At 64.5% G+C, this 18,590-nt stretch carries 14 protein-coding genes; 7 read left to right on the top strand and 7 right to left on the bottom strand.

Annotated elements, in window-relative coordinates:
- Positions 1-151: 151 nt before the first annotated feature.
- The 3 genes from BLQ71_RS01085 (at position 152) to BLQ71_RS01075 (ending at position 4,035) form a co-directional block, all read left to right on the top strand.
- Entirely contained in the window at positions 152-1,021 is an 870-nt protein-coding gene (locus tag BLQ71_RS01085; protein WP_074620405.1) for a DMT family transporter, read from the top strand.
- Positions 1,022-1,233: 212 nt separating this feature from the next.
- Entirely contained in the window at positions 1,234-2,508 is a 1,275-nt protein-coding gene (gene eno / locus BLQ71_RS01080; protein ID WP_043139607.1) for a phosphopyruvate hydratase, read from the top strand.
- A gap of 177 nt (positions 2,509-2,685) precedes the next feature.
- Positions 2,686-4,035 carry a sensor histidine kinase gene (locus BLQ71_RS01075; protein WP_074620404.1) on the top strand — a complete coding sequence of 450 codons (1,350 nt, stop codon included), beginning with the start codon at positions 2,686-2,688 and terminating at the stop codon, positions 4,033-4,035.
- On the opposite strand, the gene ccmE is transcribed toward BLQ71_RS01075, so the two are convergent.
- Both ccmE and argC read right to left on the bottom strand, forming a co-directional pair.
- A complete protein-coding gene (gene ccmE, locus BLQ71_RS01070) occupies positions 4,014-4,463 on the bottom strand; it encodes a cytochrome c maturation protein CcmE (protein WP_043139608.1) in 450 nt (149 codons plus the stop codon). The genes BLQ71_RS01075 and ccmE overlap by 22 nt on opposite strands.
- Positions 4,464-4,676: 213 nt before the next feature.
- Positions 4,677-5,705: an N-acetyl-gamma-glutamyl-phosphate reductase gene (gene argC, locus BLQ71_RS01065; protein WP_074620403.1), complete on the bottom strand. Its 1,029-nt coding sequence runs from the start codon at positions 5,703-5,705 to the stop codon at positions 4,677-4,679.
- A gap of 294 nt (positions 5,706-5,999) precedes the next feature.
- Between argC and BLQ71_RS01060 the strand changes: the two genes are divergently transcribed.
- A complete protein-coding gene (locus BLQ71_RS01060) occupies positions 6,000-6,689 on the top strand; it encodes a DUF3592 domain-containing protein (RefSeq protein ID WP_074620402.1) in 690 nt (229 codons plus the stop codon).
- Positions 6,690-6,713: 24 nt separating this feature from the next.
- Here BLQ71_RS01060 and murI read toward each other — a convergent pair whose 3' ends face one another.
- The 3 genes from murI to BLQ71_RS01045 all read right to left on the bottom strand — a co-directional run bounded on the left by murI (position 6,714) and on the right by BLQ71_RS01045 (position 11,993).
- On the bottom strand, positions 6,714-7,526 hold the full coding sequence (gene murI, locus BLQ71_RS01055; RefSeq protein ID WP_043139615.1) for a glutamate racemase: 813 nt from the start codon (positions 7,524-7,526) through the stop codon (positions 6,714-6,716).
- Positions 7,527-7,562: 36 nt separating this feature from the next.
- Positions 7,563-8,459: a lysophospholipid acyltransferase family protein gene (locus BLQ71_RS01050; protein ID WP_043140023.1), complete on the bottom strand. Its 897-nt coding sequence runs from the start codon at positions 8,457-8,459 to the stop codon at positions 7,563-7,565.
- Between the two features lie 114 nt (positions 8,460-8,573).
- Complete coding sequence (locus tag BLQ71_RS01045; protein WP_074620401.1) at positions 8,574-11,993, bottom strand: indolepyruvate ferredoxin oxidoreductase family protein; 3,420 nt, start codon at positions 11,991-11,993, stop codon at positions 8,574-8,576.
- A gap of 165 nt (positions 11,994-12,158) precedes the next feature.
- Here BLQ71_RS01045 and BLQ71_RS01040 point away from each other — a divergent pair, with 165 nt between their 5' ends.
- The 3 genes from BLQ71_RS01040 to BLQ71_RS01030 all read left to right on the top strand — a co-directional run bounded on the left by BLQ71_RS01040 (position 12,159) and on the right by BLQ71_RS01030 (position 16,565).
- Positions 12,159-13,064, top strand: coding sequence for a LysR family transcriptional regulator (locus BLQ71_RS01040; protein WP_043139620.1), 906 nt, complete (start codon positions 12,159-12,161; stop codon positions 13,062-13,064).
- A 583-nt stretch (positions 13,065-13,647) separates the two neighbouring features.
- Entirely contained in the window at positions 13,648-15,807 is a 2,160-nt protein-coding gene (gene purL / locus BLQ71_RS01035; RefSeq protein WP_074620400.1) for a phosphoribosylformylglycinamidine synthase subunit PurL, read from the top strand.
- A gap of 71 nt (positions 15,808-15,878) precedes the next feature.
- A complete protein-coding gene (locus BLQ71_RS01030) occupies positions 15,879-16,565 on the top strand; it encodes a M48 family metalloprotease (RefSeq protein WP_074620399.1) in 687 nt (228 codons plus the stop codon).
- 5 nt (positions 16,566-16,570) lie between these two features.
- Here the strand turns inward: BLQ71_RS01030 and BLQ71_RS01025 are convergent, their stop codons facing one another.
- Entirely contained in the window at positions 16,571-17,710 is a 1,140-nt protein-coding gene (locus tag BLQ71_RS01025; protein WP_074620398.1) for a YhaZ family DNA alkylation repair protein, read from the bottom strand.
- A gap of 4 nt (positions 17,711-17,714) precedes the next feature.
- A complete protein-coding gene (locus BLQ71_RS01020; protein ID WP_069211474.1) occupies positions 17,715-18,494 on the bottom strand; it encodes an SDR family oxidoreductase in 780 nt (259 codons plus the stop codon).
- Between the last annotated feature and the right edge of the window lie 96 nt (positions 18,495-18,590).

Raw genomic sequence — 18,590 nt, 5'->3', positions numbered from 1 at the left:
AAGCCCTTGCAACGGGTTTCCGAACCCGTTCCCAAGCCGCTTCGAAGCGGCTTGCCCCTTGCCCCGCGCGCGCGCCCGGGCGATACCTGCGGGACACGACACTCACCGAAAGCCCCGGAATGACCCGCACCCGCCCCGCGCAGGCGCCCGCATGATCCTGCGCGCCATTTCCCTGATGATCCTCTCGATGGCGCTGCTGGCCGGGGCGGATGCGTTTTTCAAGCTCGCCACGCTTGCCGCGCCCATCGGGCAGGTGATGACGCTGGTGGGACTGGGCGGCACGCTGCTGTTCATCGTCATGGCCCGCGCCCTGCGCGTCACTGTCTGGAGCCGTGATGCACTGCACCCGATGATCCTGCTGCGCAATCTCTTCGAGGTCTTCGGCGCCATCGGCATGGTGGTCGGGCTGCGCTATGTGCCACTGCCGGTCTTTGCCGCGATCATCCAGACCGGCCCCCTGGTGGTGACGCTGGGCGCGGCGCTGTTCCTGAACGAACATGTGGGCTGGCGCCGCTGGGCTGCCGTGGGTGTCGGCATAATCGGCATGATGATGGTGATCCGCCCCTTCGGTGCCGCGTTCACCGGATGGGAACTGTTCGCCGTCATGGGCATCACCGCGCTGTCGGCCCGTGACCTTGTCACCCGGCTTTCGCCCGGCCACATCCCGGCACTGGCGATCTCGACCTGGGGATTCGGCTCGACCCTGCTGCCGGGGCTGACGCTCTGGGCACTGACACCGGAACCCTCCAGCTTTACCGGCGCCGCGCTCTGGCCGACCCTGGGCGCGGTCGTGGTGACGACCTCGGGGTACCTGGCCATCACCTCGGCCATGCGCATGGCACCGGCCTCGATCGTGGCACCTTTCCGCTATTCGCGGCTCGTGTTCACCACCGGGCTGGGCGTGCTGATCTTTGGCGATCGACCGGATTTCTGGACGCTTGCGGGCTCCGCCCTCATCCTCGTCGCCGGGCTTTATACCTTCGTGCGCGAGCGGCGGCTGGCCCGCGCCGCGGAGGCCTGATCCACCTGCCCGTTACTGGGCGACGGAACGTCATCAAGGGGTTACAATGACTGGGTTTCTTCGTTCCGCAGCCCTGTCTGCCCCGGACCGTTAGCGCGCGACGTTAGCGCAACCCTCACACACAAAGGGGCGTTAGCGCTATCGCTCACGTTTACTTTCCCCGCGCGCCTGTTATGACACCGGCGAACGGACAGCCTTGAGGGACCAGATCCATGAGCACCATTATCGACATCCACGCGCGCGAGATCCTCGACAGCCGCGGCAACCCGACCGTCGAAGTCGACGTCACCCTCGAAGACGGATCGATGGGCCGGGCGGCCGTGCCCTCGGGCGCCTCGACCGGCGTGCACGAAGCGGTGGAAAAACGCGACGGCGACAAGGCCCGCTACATGGGCAAGGGCGTTCTGGATGCCGTGGCCTCCGTGAACGGCGAACTCGCCGAGGCGATCCTGGGCTTCGACGCCACCGAACAGGTCGCCATCGACCTTGCCATGTGCGAACTGGACGGGACCGAGAACAAGGGCCGCCTGGGCGCCAATGCCATCCTGGGTGTCAGCCTGGCCACCGCCAAGGCCGCGGCGGAATTCACCGGGCAACCCCTGTTCCGCTACGTCGGCGGCACCTCGGCGCGCACCCTGCCCGTCCCGATGATGAACATCATCAACGGCGGCGAACACGCGGACAACCCGATCGACATCCAGGAATTCATGATCATGCCGGTCGCCGCGACCGACATCCGCGAAGCGGTGCGCATGGGTTCCGAGGTGTTCCACACCCTGAAAAAGGAACTCAGCGCGGCGGGCATGTCCACCGGCCTCGGCGATGAAGGCGGCTTTGCGCCGGAACTCAAGAGCACCCGCGACGCGCTGGATTTCATCCTGAAGTCGATCGAGAAGGCCGGTTTCAAGCCCGGCGAGGACATGTATCTGGCCCTCGACGCCGCCTCGACCGAGTATTTCAAGGACGGCAAATACGAGATGAAGGGCGAAGGCCTCTCGCTGACCCCGGATGAAAACGTGGCCTACCTGCAGGCCCTGGTGAACGACTACCCGATCATTTCGATCGAGGACGGCTGTGCCGAGGACGACTGGGACGGCTGGCGCATGCTGACCGAGGTGTTGGGCCAGAAGGTGCAGCTGGTGGGTGACGATCTTTTCGTGACCAACCCCGCGCGCCTGGCGATGGGCATCGAACAGGGCTGTGCCAACTCGATGCTGGTCAAGGTCAACCAGATCGGCACCCTGACTGAAACCCTGCAGGCCGTGGACATGGCGCACCGCGCGCGCATGACCAACGTGATGTCGCACCGTTCCGGTGAGACCGAGGACGCGACCATCGCCGACCTCGCCGTTGCCACCAACTGCGGCCAGATCAAGACCGGCTCGCTGGCGCGTTCGGACCGGCTCGCGAAGTACAACCAGCTGATCCGGATCGAGGAGATGCTGGAAGACACTGCAATCTATGCGGGACGCAGTATCCTCCGCTAACAACCTTTTGGTTTCAAAACCTTAACAGGGCCCTAAGGCATGCCATCGGGCCCTGTTCATTCGGGTAGCATTCCGAATAACGCAAGTGACGCGGCCCAGGAGATTGCGTACCCTGAGCCATGTTTTATCGTGATCACAGCCGCATGTTCGCGCGGCCCAGGCGGAGAGACGCAGGACATGGCCCCGCTCCCCTCCCGTGACAATTATCAGACGCGGCTGGACGAGATGCGGCGCGCCGAATACGGATCCCCGCTCGAGATCGTGATCCGCTATGTCGTCATTGCCGTGGTGGTCTCCGTGCTGCTGCTAGTCATCGACCGGCAGATCGCCCTGGCCTGGGGTGCGGCTTACCTTGTCTTCGAAGGCGGGCTTGCCTTCCTGCTGCTGCGCCTGCGGACAGGTCCGGCGCCGTTGCGTTACTGGGGTGCGCTGGCCTGCTACGTTCTGGCCGGTTTCTCTTTCCTGGCGCTGCCGCTCTACCTGGTGTCCGTCCAGATGAACCCCGGAACGACCTTTGCAGGCGCTGCGGGTCTCGTGGGTTACGCGCTCTACACCCTGCAACGCCCGCAGCGCGAATCCGGGTTGCTGGTCGCCGACTGCGCTCTGGTCTCCATCATGATGCTGTCGCTCGTGGTGTTGCTGCAGCCACTTCTCGAGACCTGGACCGACCGGCTTCTGGTCGCCTTCGTCGCCCTGGCGGTGCTTGGCTACTACATCGGGTCGATGATCGTGGGTTGGCGGCTGCAGGCCGATCTGCGCACCGCGCAGAAACGCTATGCCAGCGCACAGATGGCCCGCGCCCTGGGTCAGTTCGTCGGCGGCGTCGCGCATGAATTCAACAACCAGCTGACCGTCATCCTGGGCAACCTCGAACTGTTCGAGACCCTGCCCGATGCCCGTGAACGCCAGGCCGCCATCGAAGAAAGCCGCGCCGCCGCCAGCCGCGCTGCGGTCACCGTCCGACAACTCATGGCGGCCAGCGGTCGCACCCGCCTGTCACCTGCCCCGATCCCGATGGAAGGGTTCCTCTTCGACCTGACAGAGGTCCTGAGCGACATGCTCGGCCCCGACATGCGGGTCGAGACCCAGCCGCCCGACGATCCGCTCGTGGCCCTGGCCGACCGTGACATGCTGGAAACCTGCGCCATTCAACTGTGCCTGAACGCGCAGGAGGCAACGGGCGGATACGGCACGATCCGGATCACCGCGGAACGTCGTGGCTCTGCCGGAGGGCTGGACCCCGCTCCCGAATCCCCTCCGCCCTACGTCGCGCTGATCGTCGAGGATGACGGACCCGGCGTGCCGGAAGAGGCCCTGCCGCGCCTTGCGGAACCCTTCTACACCACCAAGCCTCCGCACGAAGGCAGCGGCCTCGGCCTGTCCTCCGTTGCCGGCTTTGCCCGCCAGTCCGGCGGCGGCATGATGCTGGACCGCCCGCTACGCGGCGGCTTGCGCGTGGTGCTCTACATGGTCGAAACGCCCAACACGCCGAGCAAACCCGGTGCTCAGCTCTCGGGCTCCTGGTAGACGCCCTGTTCCTTCAGCGCATCGACCACTTCCTTGGGCATGTAGGTCTCGTCATGCTTGGCCAGGATCTCCGAGGCCTCGAACACGCCGTCCACATAGCGACCGGTGCCGACCATGCCCTGGTTCTCCTCGAAGAGGTCAGGCAGCACGCCGGTATAGACCACGGGCACCGTCGCCCCGCCATCGGTCACACTGAACCGGATCTGCTCACCCGCGCCCCGCACAAGGGACCCTTCCTCGACCAGCCCGCCGATGCGGAACACCTCGTTCGGAGCAGGCGGCTCTTCCATCACCTGGCTGGGCGAGCGAAAGAAGTTGATCCCGTCGCGCATGGCGTAACCGATCAGCCCGGTCGAGACGATCAGCGCCACGGCGGCCAGCGCAACGATCTGGATCCGCCTTTGTTTCTTGAGGGATTTCAGGGCCATGTGGATCCTCTTTCACCGCGTCGCGAAGCTATGCCGCAAATATAGAGAAACCACGGGCCCTTGGGGAGGGGCTTGCACAATTTGCCGCGCCTGCCAGCTTCTTTGGGCCAGAAATACCTCCGGGAGGAGTTTGAGGAGGGCAGCGCCCTCCTCAAGGCCTGCGTGGCCTGAACGCAAACTCACCTGCGCGCGCGGCCAGCGCGCTCCGCTGGATCAGGGGAAACAGGGCGCCAGCATCAACCCGGCGGTTTCCGCCTCGCCCAGCATCAGGTTGGCGTTCTGCAACGCCTGCCCCGAACTGCCCTTGCACAGATTGTCCAGCGCGGCCACGACAATGGCCCTCCCCGGACGCCGGTCGCCGCTGACCCCGAGATGGCAAAAGTTCGAACCGCGCACATGGTGGGTCGAAGGGGTCTCGCCAAAGGGCAGCACCTCGACAAAGGGTTCATCCGCATAGGCCGTGGTCAACGCGGCATGGATCGCCTGCGGATCGCCTTTCAGGTAGGCGGTCGCCAGGATGCCCCGGTTGAACGGGCCAAGGTGCGGGGTGAACTGGATCTCGACCGGGCGGCCCGCCAGGGCGCTGAACTCCTGGTCGAACTCGCCCAGGTGACGATGCGTCCCGCCGACCGCATAGGCATTTGTGCCCTCCGACAGCTCCGCGTGCAGCAGGTTTTCCTTCAGCGACCGTCCCGCACCGCTGACGCCGCATTGCAGGTCCAGGATGATCTCGTCGAGGTCGATCAACCCGCCCGAGATCAGTGGCCGCAGGATGTATTGCCCGGTTGCCGCGTTGCAGCCCGTGCCCGCCACCAGCCGCGCGCCCTTGATCTGGTCGCGGTAGAACTCGGTCAGACCATAGACCGCCTCGGCCTGCGTCTCCACGGCCACATGCGCATTGCCGTACCATTTCTCGTAGTCCGCCGGATCGCGCAGCCGGAAGTCCGCCGAGAGGTCGACGATCTTCACCGATTTCGGCAATTGCGAGATCACCTCCTGGCTGGTCTTGTGCGGCAGGGCGCAGAAACAGAGGTCGATCCCGGCAAAGTCGATCTGCTCCCAGGTCACGAGATCCGGCAGGTCCAGGTGGCGCAGGTGCGGAAAGACCTGGGCAAGGCTTTGGCCGGCCTTGGAATTGGCAGCCAGTGCCTTGATCTCGAACGAGGGGTGGGTGGCGAGCAGCCGGATCAGCTCGGCCCCGGTGTAGCCGGAGGCACCGATGATGGCGATGGAATGGGTCATGTCAGGTCACCTGCAGATTGGGGCGCACGGGTCGCACCGCGCGAAATGCGGGAAATAAAGGAGAAAGGCGCCGCCGAAGGGGACGGCTGGCGGGTCATCGTCGCAGGCGCAGGGCGTGAAAGGCGGTCATGACAGGGCTCCTCTGATCAAAGGCTATAGCCGCCCCCTCCCCTGTAATCAATGGAGAAAACCGGCGCTTGCACGGTTGATCCCCGGCGCGGTCGCCGCCAATATGCCGACATGGCACAAGTGGCAGGTGACAGACCCGTACCGCTCTGGCGGTTGTTCTGGCGAATGGGCGGATGGCTCACGCTGATTTTCGTTCTGATCCTCTCGATCCTGACCTTCATCAGCCACATCTCGTTGAACCTCGCGCATCGCTTTGACGCCGAGGGGCGCGAGACCGCCGCCGACCTTCTGGACAAGTACCAGCGCGTCACCACCGACAGCGACGGCGATCGCGAAGTCACCTATTACTTCCAGCTCCGCTTCGAGACCAACAGGGGTGAGACGATCAACCTAACCCGCTCGGTCGGTTCCAGCCTCTATCGCAACAGTGACATCGGCGACCGCGTGCCGATCTGGTATCTTGAAAGCGCTCCCGACACGACCGAGCTGCGCCGAGGTGAAAATCGGACTGCCTCGGTCATCACGCGCTGGATTGCGCTGATCTTTGGCGTCGCGGCCCTGCTGGCCATGTGGTTTCCCGGACGAAAGGCCGTGGCCGCCGTGCGCGCCAGGCGCTACGGCACGCGCGAGACCGCGCGGGTGACGGGCACCAAGCGCACCAATTACCGCGTCAACAACCGCTATCGCTATCGACTGACCTGGGAAGAGCAAAACGGGCGCCACGGTGAAAGCCTGGCGTACAAGGAACACCAGTTGAGCCCCTATCAGCCTGGCCAGGAAATCACCGTCTACCAGGGGATCAAGCGCGCCTGGTGGTCCGGCGACGTGGGCGAACGGCCCGGCACGTCAGAATAGCCCCGGACCGGACTGCGCCACCATTCAGGCCGCGTCGAAAGAAATCTTGCGGCGCAGGAACTGTGTTGCGTTCTGCGAGACCTTCAGCGGGTTGCCCGTGGTCAGGAAACCGCTTTCCGTGCCCGGGCCCATCATGTCCGGATGTCGCTCCAGGTAGTCCGACAGCGATTCCGCCACGAGATTGGCCTGCGAATAGACCGACACATCCGGTCCCAGCGCCTCCTGGAAGATGTCCTGCATCAGCGGATAATGCGTGCAGCCCAGGATCGCCGCCTCCGGGGCCGGCATCTTGCGTTTCAGCGCATCGACATGGCTGTGCACCAGCGCCTCGGCCAGGATCATGTCGCCTTCCTCGATGGCATCGACGAGACCGCCGCAGGCCTGCGCCTCGACATCGACGCCGATGGCGCGGAAGGCCAGTTCGCGCTGAAAGGCCCGGCTGCGCACGGTCGCCGGCGTGGCAAAAAGCGCGACATGTTTGACAGCCACTTCGCGTGGGGGGGAATTGTCGCCCCACTGGCGTTCGGTCAGCGCCTCGATCAGCGGGACAAAGACGCCCAGAACGCGCTTGTCGCGGGGAATCCAGCTTTCCTGCATCCGGCGCAGCGCCGCCGCAGAGGCGGTGTTGCAGGCCAGGATCACCAGGTCACAGCCCGCGTCCCACAACCGTTCCGTTGCCGCGCAGGTCAGGTTGTAGACATCGTCGGCATCGCGCACACCATAGGGCGCGTGCTTGTTGTCACCGAAATAGACAAAGGGCACATCCGGCAGGCGTTTCGATACCGCATCCAGCACCGTCAGCCCACCGAGGCCGCTGTCGAAGATCCCTACCGCCATGCTCTCGCGCTCCCGCCTGCCCTGCGGCGCGTCTTGTCAGTGGCGCGCCTTCGGCTTTTCCTTGTGTTTCTCTTCGAACTCGAACCCGTAGTCGTAGGACGCCAGGGGAGTCGGAGACAGCTCATAAGTGGCTTTTCGCAGGAAATCCATCATCGCGCGCGCATCCTTGGCCCTTGCGTCGATTTCCGCCCTCGGGATCGCCTCCCCGATGGCGACGCGCACGGGCGTGTCCACGCGTTTGCGGAATTCCTTGATCAACAGCCCCATGCGCAACGTCGTGTGCAGGTGGCTGGCCAGCTGGAACAGGCGCGAGGTGTGGCCGTCGAAATAGATCGGAACCACGGTCGCGTTGGACTTGGCGATCATCCGGGCCGTAAAGGTCCGCCAGCCCGGGTCCATCGGGCGGCCAAAGGGCTTGCCCGCCGTCGCCACGGTGCCGCCGGGAAAGATGCCGATGCATCCGCCACTCGCGAGATAGTCGAGCGCCTCTTTCCGGGTCGCCAGGTTCTGCTGCACCGCTTCCTTCGTCTCTTCGAAACTGACGGGCAACACGATCCGGTCCAGTTCTTCGGCCTTGCGAAAGATCTTGTGCGCCAGAATACGGAAATCGCCCCGCACGACGGACAGGATATGGCCCAGCATCAGCCCGTCGAGAATGCCGTAGGGATGGTTGGCAATGACGATCAGCGGCCCGTCCTTGGGCAGGTTGTCCAGGCTGCCGCCGACCACCTCGAGGCCCAGGCCATAGCGTTCGACCATGACCTGCCAGAAATCCCGCCCCTGCGCGACCTCATGTTCATAGCCTTCGGCCCGTCGGATCAGACCGATCCGGCCCGTGGCATTTTCCATCAGCCGGATCATGGCACGCCCGCCCCGGGTACTGGCCGAATAGCTGTACGAGATGTCACGGGCGATCTGACGCCGGTTCGGCATCGGCAACGGGTCCTTCTTGGTGTCGTGCGCCATTTTACTGTCGTTCGACCCTTGTGACCAGAATATGTGACATTCCGATGAAGCTTTCGTGACCCGGCGCGGGCGCCTTTTCCCTTACTCCGCCGCCTCCTTCAAGGGGCTTCCGCCTTGCCGTAGGACCGAAAGCAGCTCTTCGCGCCGCTTGGCGGCCTTGGCCTCGTTGCCAGCCTTGACCGGACCGAAACCGCGGATTTGCAGAGGCAATTCGGCCAGGGCAACCAGCGCATCCATTGTTTCAGGGCGTGCCTTGGGCAGCCACTCGGCCATGTCGGCCTCGTACTGCTTGATCAACGCGCGTTCCATGCGGCGTTCTTCGCTGCGGCCGAAAATGTCCAGCGGCGTGCCGCGCAGGCCCTTCAAGCGGGCCAGCAGGCGGAACCAGCGCAGCATCCCTTCGCCAAAGGTCTTTTTCACCGGGCGGCCATCGGCACCGGTTTTCGATAGGATCGGCGGCGCAAGGTGGAAGGTCATCTTGAAGTCGCCGCCGAAGGTGCCCGCAGCCTTGTCGCGGGTCTCCAGCAGCAGGCGGGCGACCTCGTATTCGTCCTTGTAGGCAAGTAGCTTGTGATACCCCTTGGCGACGGCCTCTTTCAGACGCTTGTCCTCGATGGGATCGACCAGCTTGCGATAGCGCTTCGCCAGCCCCTTGCCCTGGTATTCCACCAGGTGGTCGGCGCGGAAGGCAATCTTTTCCTCGAGGCTTTTGGGTTTCGCCACCACCTTGGGCGTCAGCAGATCCCGCGCCTCTTGCGGGTACAGCACCGCCCAACGGCCGATCTCGAAGGCGCGCAGGTTCTTGTCCACCGCGGCACCGTTCAGCTCCACAGCCTCGGCGATGGCGTCATGACCCAGCGGGATCAGCCCCTGCTGCCAGGCGGCGCCCAGGATCATCATGTTGGAAAAGATCGAGTCACCCAGCGTTGCGCGGGCCAGCTCCGAGGCATCGAAAAAGGCTACACGGTCCTGAAGCCGCGCCTCGAGCGCGAGCCGCAACTGGTCGGTGGGCAGGGTGAATTCCGTGTCACGGGTGAAGTCGCCGGTGATGATTTCATGGCTGTTGACCACGGCGCCGGTCTGGCCGGTGCGGGTCAGGCCAAGAGTCTTGGACCCGGCAGAGACAACGAGGTCACCACCGATCAGCGCATGAGCCTCGCCGGTGGCGACGCGTACGGCGCTGATGTCTTCGGGGGTTTCGGCCAGCCGCAGGTGGATATGGACGGCCCCGCCCTTCTGCGCGAGGCCCGCCATCTCCATCATGGCCGCGCCCTTGCCATCGATCTGCGCCGCTTGCGCCAGCACCGCGCCGATGGTCACCACACCTGTGCCGCCGACGCCGGTGATGACGACGTTATGCGTGCCGTCGATCCCGGGAATCTGCGGCGCGGGCATGTCGGGCAGGTGCAGTTCCGTGGTTGCGGATTTCTTCACCTGCGCGCCTTCGAGGGTCACGAAGGAGGGACAGAACCCCTTGAGGCAGGAAAAGTCCTTGTTGCAGGCGCTCTGGTCGATCTCGCGCTTGCGGCCCAGTTCGGTTTCCTTGGGCGTGATGGCGACACAGTTCGACTGTACCCCGCAATCGCCGCAACCCTCGCAGACATCGGTATTGATGAAGACGCGCTGATCGGGATCGGGGAAATTGCCGCGTTTGCGGCGGCGACGTTTCTCGGCGGCGCAGGTCTGGACATAGATGATGGCGGAAACGCCCTCTGTCTGGGCCATGCGCTTCTGCACGGTCTCCAGCTCGGCGCGTTCAAAGGTCTGCACGCCGTCCGGGAAAGAGGCAGGGTTCACCTCTTCCTTTTCATCGTAGACCACGGCGACGGCTTCGACACCCATCGCCTTGACCTCGGCGGCGATGCGCTGTGGCGTCAGCCCGCCCTCGTTCTTTTGCCCGCCGGTCATGGCGACCGCGTCGTTGAACAGGATCTTGTAGGTGATGTTTGTGCCAGCCGCCAAAGCGGCGCGGATCGCCTGCACACCCGAGTGATTGTAGGTGCCGTCACCGAGGTTCTGGAACACATGGCCGCGTTTCGAAAACGGCGCCTCGCCAATCCAGTTCGCGCCCTCTGCCCCCATGTGGGTAAAGCCCAGCGTCTCGCGGTCCATCCACTGTACCATGTAGTGACAGCCGATGCCGGCATAGGCGCGGCTGCCCTCGGGCACCTTGGTCGATGAATTGTGCGGGCAACCGGCGCAGAAATAGGGGAGACGGGCGGCGATCTCGGGCAGGTTGTCGGCGCGTGCCGCTTCTTCGATCTGCGTCAGCCCGGCCTTGATCCGGTCGGTGCCCCGGCCTTCCTCGACGAAAATTTCGCCCAGCTTGCGCGCGATCCATGTCGGGTCCAGCGCGCCACGGGTCGGGAACAGCTCATCGCGGTGCATGCCGCCTGCCCCGCCCTTGTACCAGCCATAGACGCGGCGGCCCTGGCGGTTGTCGAACAGCGCCTCCTTGATCTGCACCTCGATCAGCTTGCGCTTTTCCTCGATGACCACGATCAGGTCGAGCCCCTCGGCCCAGTCGTAGAACCCCTGCATGTCCAGCGGAAAGACCTGCCCGACCTTGTAGGTCGTGATCCCCAGGCGTTCGGCCTCACCCTCGTCGATGCCCAGCAGCGACATGGCATGTTGCAGGTCGAGCCAGTTCTTGCCCGCCGCCACCAGGCCGATCTTGGCCCCCGGCTTGCCCCAGACCCGCTTGTCCATGCCGTTGGCGCGCGAGAACGCCTCGGCGGCAAAGCGTTTGTAGTCGATCATCCGCGCCTCTTGCGCGTGCGGCGTGTCCTGAAGGCGGATGTTCAACCCGCCCTCGGGCATGTCGAAGTCAGGCGTGACCAGTTGCACCCGGTCGGGGCGACCATCGACCACGGCTGTCGCCTCGATCGTGTCCTTCATCGTCTTCAGACCGACCCAGAGGCCGGAAAAGCGCGACAGCGCATAGCCATACAGGCCGTAGTCCAGGATCTCCTGCACGCCGGCGGGCGACACGACCGGCATGTAGGCATCCACCAGCGCCCATTCGGACTGGTGCAGCACGGTCGAGGATTCGCCGGTGTGGTCGTCACCCATCGCCATCAGCACGCCGCCATGTTTCGATGTGCCCGCCATGTTGGCGTGGCGCATGGCATCGCCGGACCGGTCGACGCCCGGCCCCTTGCCGTACCAGAGGCCAAAGACCCCGTCGAATTTGCCCTCGCCGCGCAGCTCCGCCTGTTGGCTACCCCAGAGCGCGGTGGCAGCCAGGTCCTCGTTCAGCCCTTCCTCGAACTTCACATCGGCGGCACGCAGGTATTTCTCGGCCCGGCGCATCTGCATGTCGACCGCGCCCAGCGGGGACCCCCTGTAGCCCGTGACAAAACCGGCGGTGTTCAGTCCTGCGGCCCGGTCGCGGGCCTTCTGGGTCAGCATCAGCCGGACAAGGGCCTGTGTCCCGTTCAGCAGGACCTTGTCCTTGTCCAGGTCGAACCGGTCGTTCAGCGTAATCTGGTGCTTGCTCATCGCGCGCCTCCTAACGCAGAAGATATGTGCATTCAGGGTAAAATATAGGTCAGACTGTATGACCCGAACAGGGAAAATATCGCGAAAATGACGTGTTAGTCCTGTAAAGCCCTTAACAAACGCATTCTGTCGTATAATGAGACAGACAAACAAGACTGTGGCGATATGGATTGGGATAAGCTCAGAATATTTCACGCGGTTGCTGACGCAGGCAGCCTCACGCACGCGGGCGATACGCTTCACCTGTCACAATCGGCGGTGTCGCGGCAGATCCGTGCGCTCGAGGAATCACTGAACACCACCCTGTTCCACCGTCACGCCCGTGGTCTGATCCTGACCGAGCAGGGCGAACTTCTGTTCGACGCGACCTCGTCGATGATCAAGCGGATCGACGCCGCCACCGCCCGCATCCGAGACAGCGAGGAAGAGGTCTTTGGCAAGCTGCGCGTGACCACGACGCATGGCTTTGGCGCCCTCTGGCTGGCACCGCGCCTTTTCAAGCTCTACGAGAAATACCCCGAGCTGAACATCGACCTGATGCTGGAGGAACGCGTGCTGGATCTTCCCATGCGCGAGGCCGACGTGGCCATCCGCATGAAGGAACCCAGCCAGGCCGACCTGATCCGCAAACGGCTGATGAGCATTCGGATGCGTCTTTACGCGTCGCCGCAGTACCTTGCGGCTCATGGCGAGCCCAAGGCCCTGGAGGACATGCAGGGGCATCGGCTGATCTGCCAGAATCCGAATTCGGCGCAGGTTGCTTCGGGCAAGGCACTGGTGCAGGAGCTGCTGACCTACGATTTGCCGGCCACATTGACCGTGAACAACTATTTCGGCGTATTGCAGGCCGTGATCTCGAACCTCGGAATCGGCGTCTTGCCCGATTACATCATCGAGGATTTCCCGAATGTCGTACGCGTCCTGCCGGAGGTCGAGTCGGTCGAAGTGCCGGTGTTCCTCGCCTACCCGGAAGAGTTGAGACAATCCAAGCGCGTAGCCGCGTTCCGCGACTTCGTGCAGGAAGAAATCATGGCCCACCGCCGCCAGGTTCGCGCGATGGGAGACGACTGAACTCTCGCTAAACGGGCATAAATCACTGTGGTATGCGCATCACGCATAGCGGCAATGCTGCGCCTGCGACGTAAAATGGCTTGATCGAGTCAGTTCCGATGACATATTCGGCATGTGAACGATGAAACGCTCATTCGCGGTTCATCTTCATACCTCCCTGTTGGACTTCGGCCGAGCTTTGAGCTCGGCCTTTTTTTTGGCCCGACGGACAACGCCTGATTTCCCGCTATATCGTGTGGCGCCTGACACGACACTCGCTTGATCTGGGCCACATACCAACAGTTGACCATACGTCAATTACCGAAAGACCGTGAGATTTGCCCGCATTTTCATCACCCGCTCTGACAAATGGCCGAAAATTCACATCTCGGCATACTCCGGAATTGCACGCCAAGGGAGAGTGAATGACAATTCGCTCCGCCAAGGGTTCTCTTTTGGAGCGCAGATCCGCAGGCTGCCCATCCCGTGGCCTTCGCACCTGCAGCATAACGCGCCTCCGCGCACATGCGCCGCAATCCGCCCCCTTTCCCTGCGTCTAGCCATCGCGTAAAGACCGCTCGACAGTGCAGACGGGGGACAGACGATGCAGGAACCGGCCATCACCGAAGAGCTGATCGAGGCGCACGGGATCAAGCCCGACGAATACGCCGAGATCCTGCGCATCCTGAATCGCGAACCCAGCTTTACCGAGCTGGGCATCTTCTCGGCCATGTGGAACGAACATTGTTCCTACAAGTCGTCCAAGATCCACCTCAAGAAACTGCCGACCACCGGCCCGCAGGTGATCTGCGGCCCGGGTGAGAACGCGGGCGTTGTGGACATCGGCGACGGTCAGGCCGTGGTCTTCAAAATGGAAAGCCACAACCACCCCTCCTACATCGAGCCCTACCAGGGTGCGGCCACCGGCGTGGGCGGCATCCTGCGCGATGTCTTCACGATGGGCGCACGGCCCATCGCGGCGATGAACTCGCTCAGCTTTGGCGAAAAGGACCACCCCAAGACCCGGCAACTGGTGCATGGCGTGGTCGAAGGGATCGGCGGCTATGGCAATGCCTTCGGCGTCCCGACCGTGGGCGGCGAGGCCCGGTTCCACCCTGCCTACAACGGCAACTGCCTCGTGAACGCCTTTGCGGCCGGGCTCGCCGATGCGGACAAGATTTTCTATTCCGCCGCCAGCGGCGTCGGTCGCCCGGTGGTTTACCTGGGCGCCAAGACGGGCCGCGACGGCGTCGGCGGTGCCACGATGGCCAGCGCCGAGTTCGACGAGTCGATCGAGGAAAAGCGTCCCACCGTCCAGGTCGGCGACCCCTTCACCGAGAAACGCCTGATGGAAGCGACGCTGGAGCTGATGCAGACCGGCGCCGTGATCTCGATCCAGGACATGGGCGCGGCAGGCCTGACCTGCTCGGCGGTGGAAATGGGCGACAAGGGCCAGCTGGGAATCCGGCTGGACCTGGAGAACGTGCCCCAGCGCGAAACCAACATGACCGCCTACGAGATGATGCTCTCCGAAAGCCAGGAGCGGATGCTCATGGTGCTGGACCCCGCGAAAGAGGCCGAGGCCAAGGCCGTCTTCGACAAGTGGGACCTCGATTTTGCCATCGTTGGTGAAACGATCCCCGAGGATCGCTTCCTGATCATGCACAACGGCCAGTGCATGGCGGACATGCCGCTGTCGCGGCTGTCGTCCTCGGCCCCGGAATACGACCGCCCCTGGGAACCGACAGAGCCGCCCGCCCCCCTCGAGGACGTGCCGCAGGTCGACCCCGTGGACGCGCTGAAACTGCTGCTTGCCAGCCCCAACTACTGCTCGCGGTCCTGGATCTACGAGCAATACGACAGCCAGGTCATGGCCGACACCATGCGCGTGCCCGGCTTTGGCGCCGGTGTCATCCGCGTACACGGCACCGACAAGAAGCTGGCCTTCACCAGCGACGTGACCCCGCGCTATGTCCGCGCCAACCCGGTCGAGGGCGGCAAGCAGGCAGTGGCAGAGGCCTGGCGCAACCTCTGCGCCGTGGGCGCAAGGCCGCTGGCCACCACCGACAACCTGAATTTCGGCAATCCCGAAAAGCCCGAGATCATGGGGCAATTCGTCGGCGCGCTGGACGGGATCGGGCAGGCTTGCCTTGCGCTGGACATGCCGATCGTCTCGGGCAACGTCTCGCTTTACAACGAAACCGATGGCCAGGGCATCCTGCCGACGCCCACCATCGGCGCCGTGGGCCTGATCGCCGCCGATGAGGAACCGATCCTCGACTATGCACGCGACGGCCATGTCGCCCTTCTGGTCGGCGAGACCAAGGGCCACCTCGGCCAGTCTGCCCTGCTTTACGAGGTGTTCCACCGCGAGGACGGCGATGCACCGGCGGTCGACCTGGCCGCCGAAAAGTTGACCGGAGAATTCATCCGCGCCAACCGGGAATGGATCCGCTGCTGTACCGACCTTTCGGATGGCGGGCTGGCGCTGGCGGCCTTCGAGATGGCCGCAGCCTCGGGCGTGGGCGTGCAGATCGACACCGACGACACCGCCACGCTCTTTGGAGAGGACCAGGGCCGCTACCTGGTCTCCTGCAACTTCGACTCGGCAGAGGCGCTGATGATCGCCGCAGGCCAGGCCGGCGTGCCGATCAGTGCCGTGGGCCGCTTTACCGGCGACACGGTTCGCTTTGGCAAGTCCGAAGCGCCGTTGGCAGAGCTGGCAGACCTGTCCAAGGGGGCGCTGGAACAGCATTTCGGCTGACCCGGGGCAAATCACGGAAAACGGGGGAACGCCACCTTTCCGCGGGCAGCGTTCCGCCCCATATTCCCCTCATGCTGAAGCTGACCCCGATCCTGCTCGCCCTGGCCTACGGGCTGATCTACTACCGCTTTTCCGCCTGGCGCACGGCGAAAGAGCTGGATGCCCAGTCGACGGAACTGGCCGACCCACGGCTGAAGCGGTTGACCGACCGCATGGCCGACGCGCTTGACCTGCCGCGCATTCGCGTGAACATCTACGAGATCGACCCGATCAACGGGCTGGCGGCGCCTGACGGGCGGATCTTCATCACGCGCGGCTTCTATCGCAAGTACCAGCAGGGCGAGGTCAGCGCCGAGGAACTGGCCAGCGTGATCGCCCACGAACTGGGACACGTTGCCCTTGGGCACACGCGGCGCCGGATGATCGACTTTTCCGGCCAGAACGCGCTGCGGACCGCCCTGGCGATGGTTCTGGGACGTATCCTGCCCGGCATCGGCGTCTTGATCGCCAACGGGCTGGCCTCGCTGCTGGCGGCACGCCTGTCGCGTTCTGACGAATACGAGGCCGACGCCTATGCCGCTGCCCTGCTGACCAAGGCCGGGATCGGCGTGGCGCCGCAGAAATCGCTGTTCGGCAAACTGGAAGATCTGACCAGGACGCGTGCGGGCGCCGTGCCTGCATGGCTGATGTCACACCCCAAGACATCCGAACGGATCAAGGCGCTGGAAGTGCTGGAGGCGCGCTGGGAACAGGCCTGAGCCGCTCAGGCCGTCAGCTCGAACGCCGCCTCGGCCACGTCCTGCCCGTTGACCTGTACGGTGATCCCGTGAGGGCCGGGGTGCAGGGTGTAGGTGGTTGCATTTCCCTTGAGCGCGTGTCGCTTGGACAGGCGCAGCGGCTTGCCCGGGGTCACCTTGGCCGTTTTCAGCTTGTAAACCTTTTCCGCCGTGCCCTTGGGACGGTTGAACCGCAGGCGATAATCCACGAGCACCGGCAGCGCCTCGTCCGCCTCCAGCACCACGTCGAATTCCAGCGTGTCGCCGATGCGCAGGCAATCGGCCAGCCCATCGATCCGCGCCCGGACATGTCCGCGGCGATAGCCCAGCAGCTCCAGCGCCGGGCCCTCGCCCCGCTTGACCGCCGTGCGCAGGGCGTGACGGGTGATCCAATCCATTTCCCTGGCATCCTGCCGCCCCCGCGACTGCCAGTCCCGCAGTCGCGCCACCACCCGGTCCGGCATGACTTTCGACAGGTCGTTCATGTGGTTGGCGACCGAACGCGTGACATAGCGCGTGGGGTCCGCGTGCAGCCGGTCAAGAAACCGCAGCGGCACCGCCGGGTCCAGCGTGATGTTCGCGGCCCAGGGCAGACGCGGGCGCGTGCCCTCGCTGACCAGCCGGCGGACGTGATAGTTTTCGTCCCCCGCCCAATAATCCAGCCGGGCCAGTGTCGCGTCCGGCCAACGGTTGATGAAGGGGCGAATGTAGAACTCCATCGAGAACCGCTTTGTCGCCTCGTAGATCAGGTCCAGCGCACGGTCGTGGTGATCCTCTAGCCCGTGCCGCACCGCCAGGATACCGGGAACAGCGTGGATGAACCGGCCGAAATCGTCATCGGTCAGCGCCGGGTCCAGGGGCGGCGGCAAGGCCGCCTCCAGTGCCTCGGCCATCGCGGGAAACGATGCGGGTAACTGCCGCTCGACACAGGTGGCGATCCAGTCCAGCCGCTCGAGCAGGCCGCGCCCGTCCAGCCCGCCGACCGCCTCCCGGTGGAAACGATCGGCATCGAATCCTGGCAGGGCAGCATAGTCCCGCGCGAGGTCGCGCAGGCTGTCCGCGTTGAACAACTGATCGGCGAGGGAGAACCCCGCGCCGCCGCCCTGCCCGTCCGGTCCGCGTGCCATGTGATTACATGGTCATGTTGCTGGCGCCGCCATCCAGCAGGATGTTCTGGCCGACGATGAACCCGGAGTGCTGCGAGCAGAGAAAGGCGCACATCTTGCCGAATTCCTCCGGCGTGCCGTAGCGGCCCGCCGGGACGGTGGCATAGCGTTCGGCGCGGGCCTCGTCGATCGAGATCCCCGCCGCCTTGGCGCGCGCGCCGTCCAGTGCATCGGCCCGGTCGGTGGCATGGAACCCCGGCAGCAGGTTGTTGACGATCACCCCGTCGGGCGCCACCTGCCGCGCGGTGCCCGCGACATAGCCGGTCAGCCCGGTGCGGGCCGAATTGGACAGGCCCAGAACCGCCACAGGCGCCTTGACCGAGACAGAGGTGATGTTGACGACCCGGCCCCACCCCTTGTCGATCATCTTGGGCATCAGGGCCGTCATCAGCGCGATCGGTGTCAGCATGTTGGCGTCCAGCGCCTTGATGAAATCCTCGCGCCCCCAGTCGGACCACATGCCCGGCGGCGGGCCGCCCGCGTTGGTCACCAGGATGTCGACGTCGCCCGCCTCTTCAAGAACCTGTGCACGGCCCTCTTCCGACACAATGTCCGCCGCGACCGTCTTGATCGAGACCTGGTAGCGATCCCGCAGGTCCTGGGCGGCTTCCTCAAGGGCATCGGCGCCGCGCGCGTTCATCACGAGATCGACGCCCGCCTCTGCCAGCGCCTCGGCGCATCCGCGCCCCAGCCCCTTGGACGAGGCGCATACCAGCGCCCGCTTGCCGCGAATTCCCAGATCCATGTTCCGCTCCCTGTTCCTGTTTCCCAATTGCCGACAAAACGCCGGAGATGGGACTATTTGAAGACACATTGTGCTGGCATACAATGGCCGACCGCG

It is taken from the genome of Antarctobacter albus (assembly GCF_900101505.1).
In the GTDB taxonomy this organism is placed as follows: Bacteria; Pseudomonadota; Alphaproteobacteria; order Rhodobacterales; family Rhodobacteraceae; genus Antarctobacter; species Antarctobacter albus.
Note: the sequence above shows the minus strand (reverse complement) of the source record. Positions and strands in the feature narration are given on the sequence as shown.

Excerpts from the sequence above, each read along its gene's own strand:
- BLQ71_RS01085 (WP_074620405.1), top strand. The coding sequence starts at position 152 with ATGATCCTGCGCGCCATTTCCCTGATGATCCTCTCGATGGCGCTGCTG.
- eno (WP_043139607.1), top strand. The coding sequence starts at position 1,234 with ATGAGCACCATTATCGACATCCACGCGCGCGAGATCCTCGACAGCCGC.
- BLQ71_RS01075 (WP_074620404.1), top strand. The coding sequence starts at position 2,686 with ATGGCCCCGCTCCCCTCCCGTGACAATTATCAGACGCGGCTGGACGAG.
- ccmE (WP_043139608.1), bottom strand. The coding sequence starts at position 4,463 with ATGGCCCTGAAATCCCTCAAGAAACAAAGGCGGATCCAGATCGTTGCG.
- argC (WP_074620403.1), bottom strand. The coding sequence starts at position 5,705 with ATGACCCATTCCATCGCCATCATCGGTGCCTCCGGCTACACCGGGGCC.
- BLQ71_RS01060 (WP_074620402.1), top strand. The coding sequence starts at position 6,000 with ATGGGCGGATGGCTCACGCTGATTTTCGTTCTGATCCTCTCGATCCTG.
- murI (WP_043139615.1), bottom strand. The coding sequence starts at position 7,526 with ATGGCGGTAGGGATCTTCGACAGCGGCCTCGGTGGGCTGACGGTGCTG.
- BLQ71_RS01050 (WP_043140023.1), bottom strand. The coding sequence starts at position 8,459 with ATGCCGAACCGGCGTCAGATCGCCCGTGACATCTCGTACAGCTATTCG.
- BLQ71_RS01045 (WP_074620401.1), bottom strand. The coding sequence starts at position 11,993 with ATGAGCAAGCACCAGATTACGCTGAACGACCGGTTCGACCTGGACAAG.
- BLQ71_RS01040 (WP_043139620.1), top strand. The coding sequence starts at position 12,159 with ATGGATTGGGATAAGCTCAGAATATTTCACGCGGTTGCTGACGCAGGC.
- purL (WP_074620400.1), top strand. The coding sequence starts at position 13,648 with ATGCAGGAACCGGCCATCACCGAAGAGCTGATCGAGGCGCACGGGATC.
- BLQ71_RS01030 (WP_074620399.1), top strand. The coding sequence starts at position 15,879 with ATGCTGAAGCTGACCCCGATCCTGCTCGCCCTGGCCTACGGGCTGATC.
- BLQ71_RS01025 (WP_074620398.1), bottom strand. The coding sequence starts at position 17,710 with ATGGCACGCGGACCGGACGGGCAGGGCGGCGGCGCGGGGTTCTCCCTC.
- BLQ71_RS01020 (WP_069211474.1), bottom strand. The coding sequence starts at position 18,494 with ATGGATCTGGGAATTCGCGGCAAGCGGGCGCTGGTATGCGCCTCGTCC.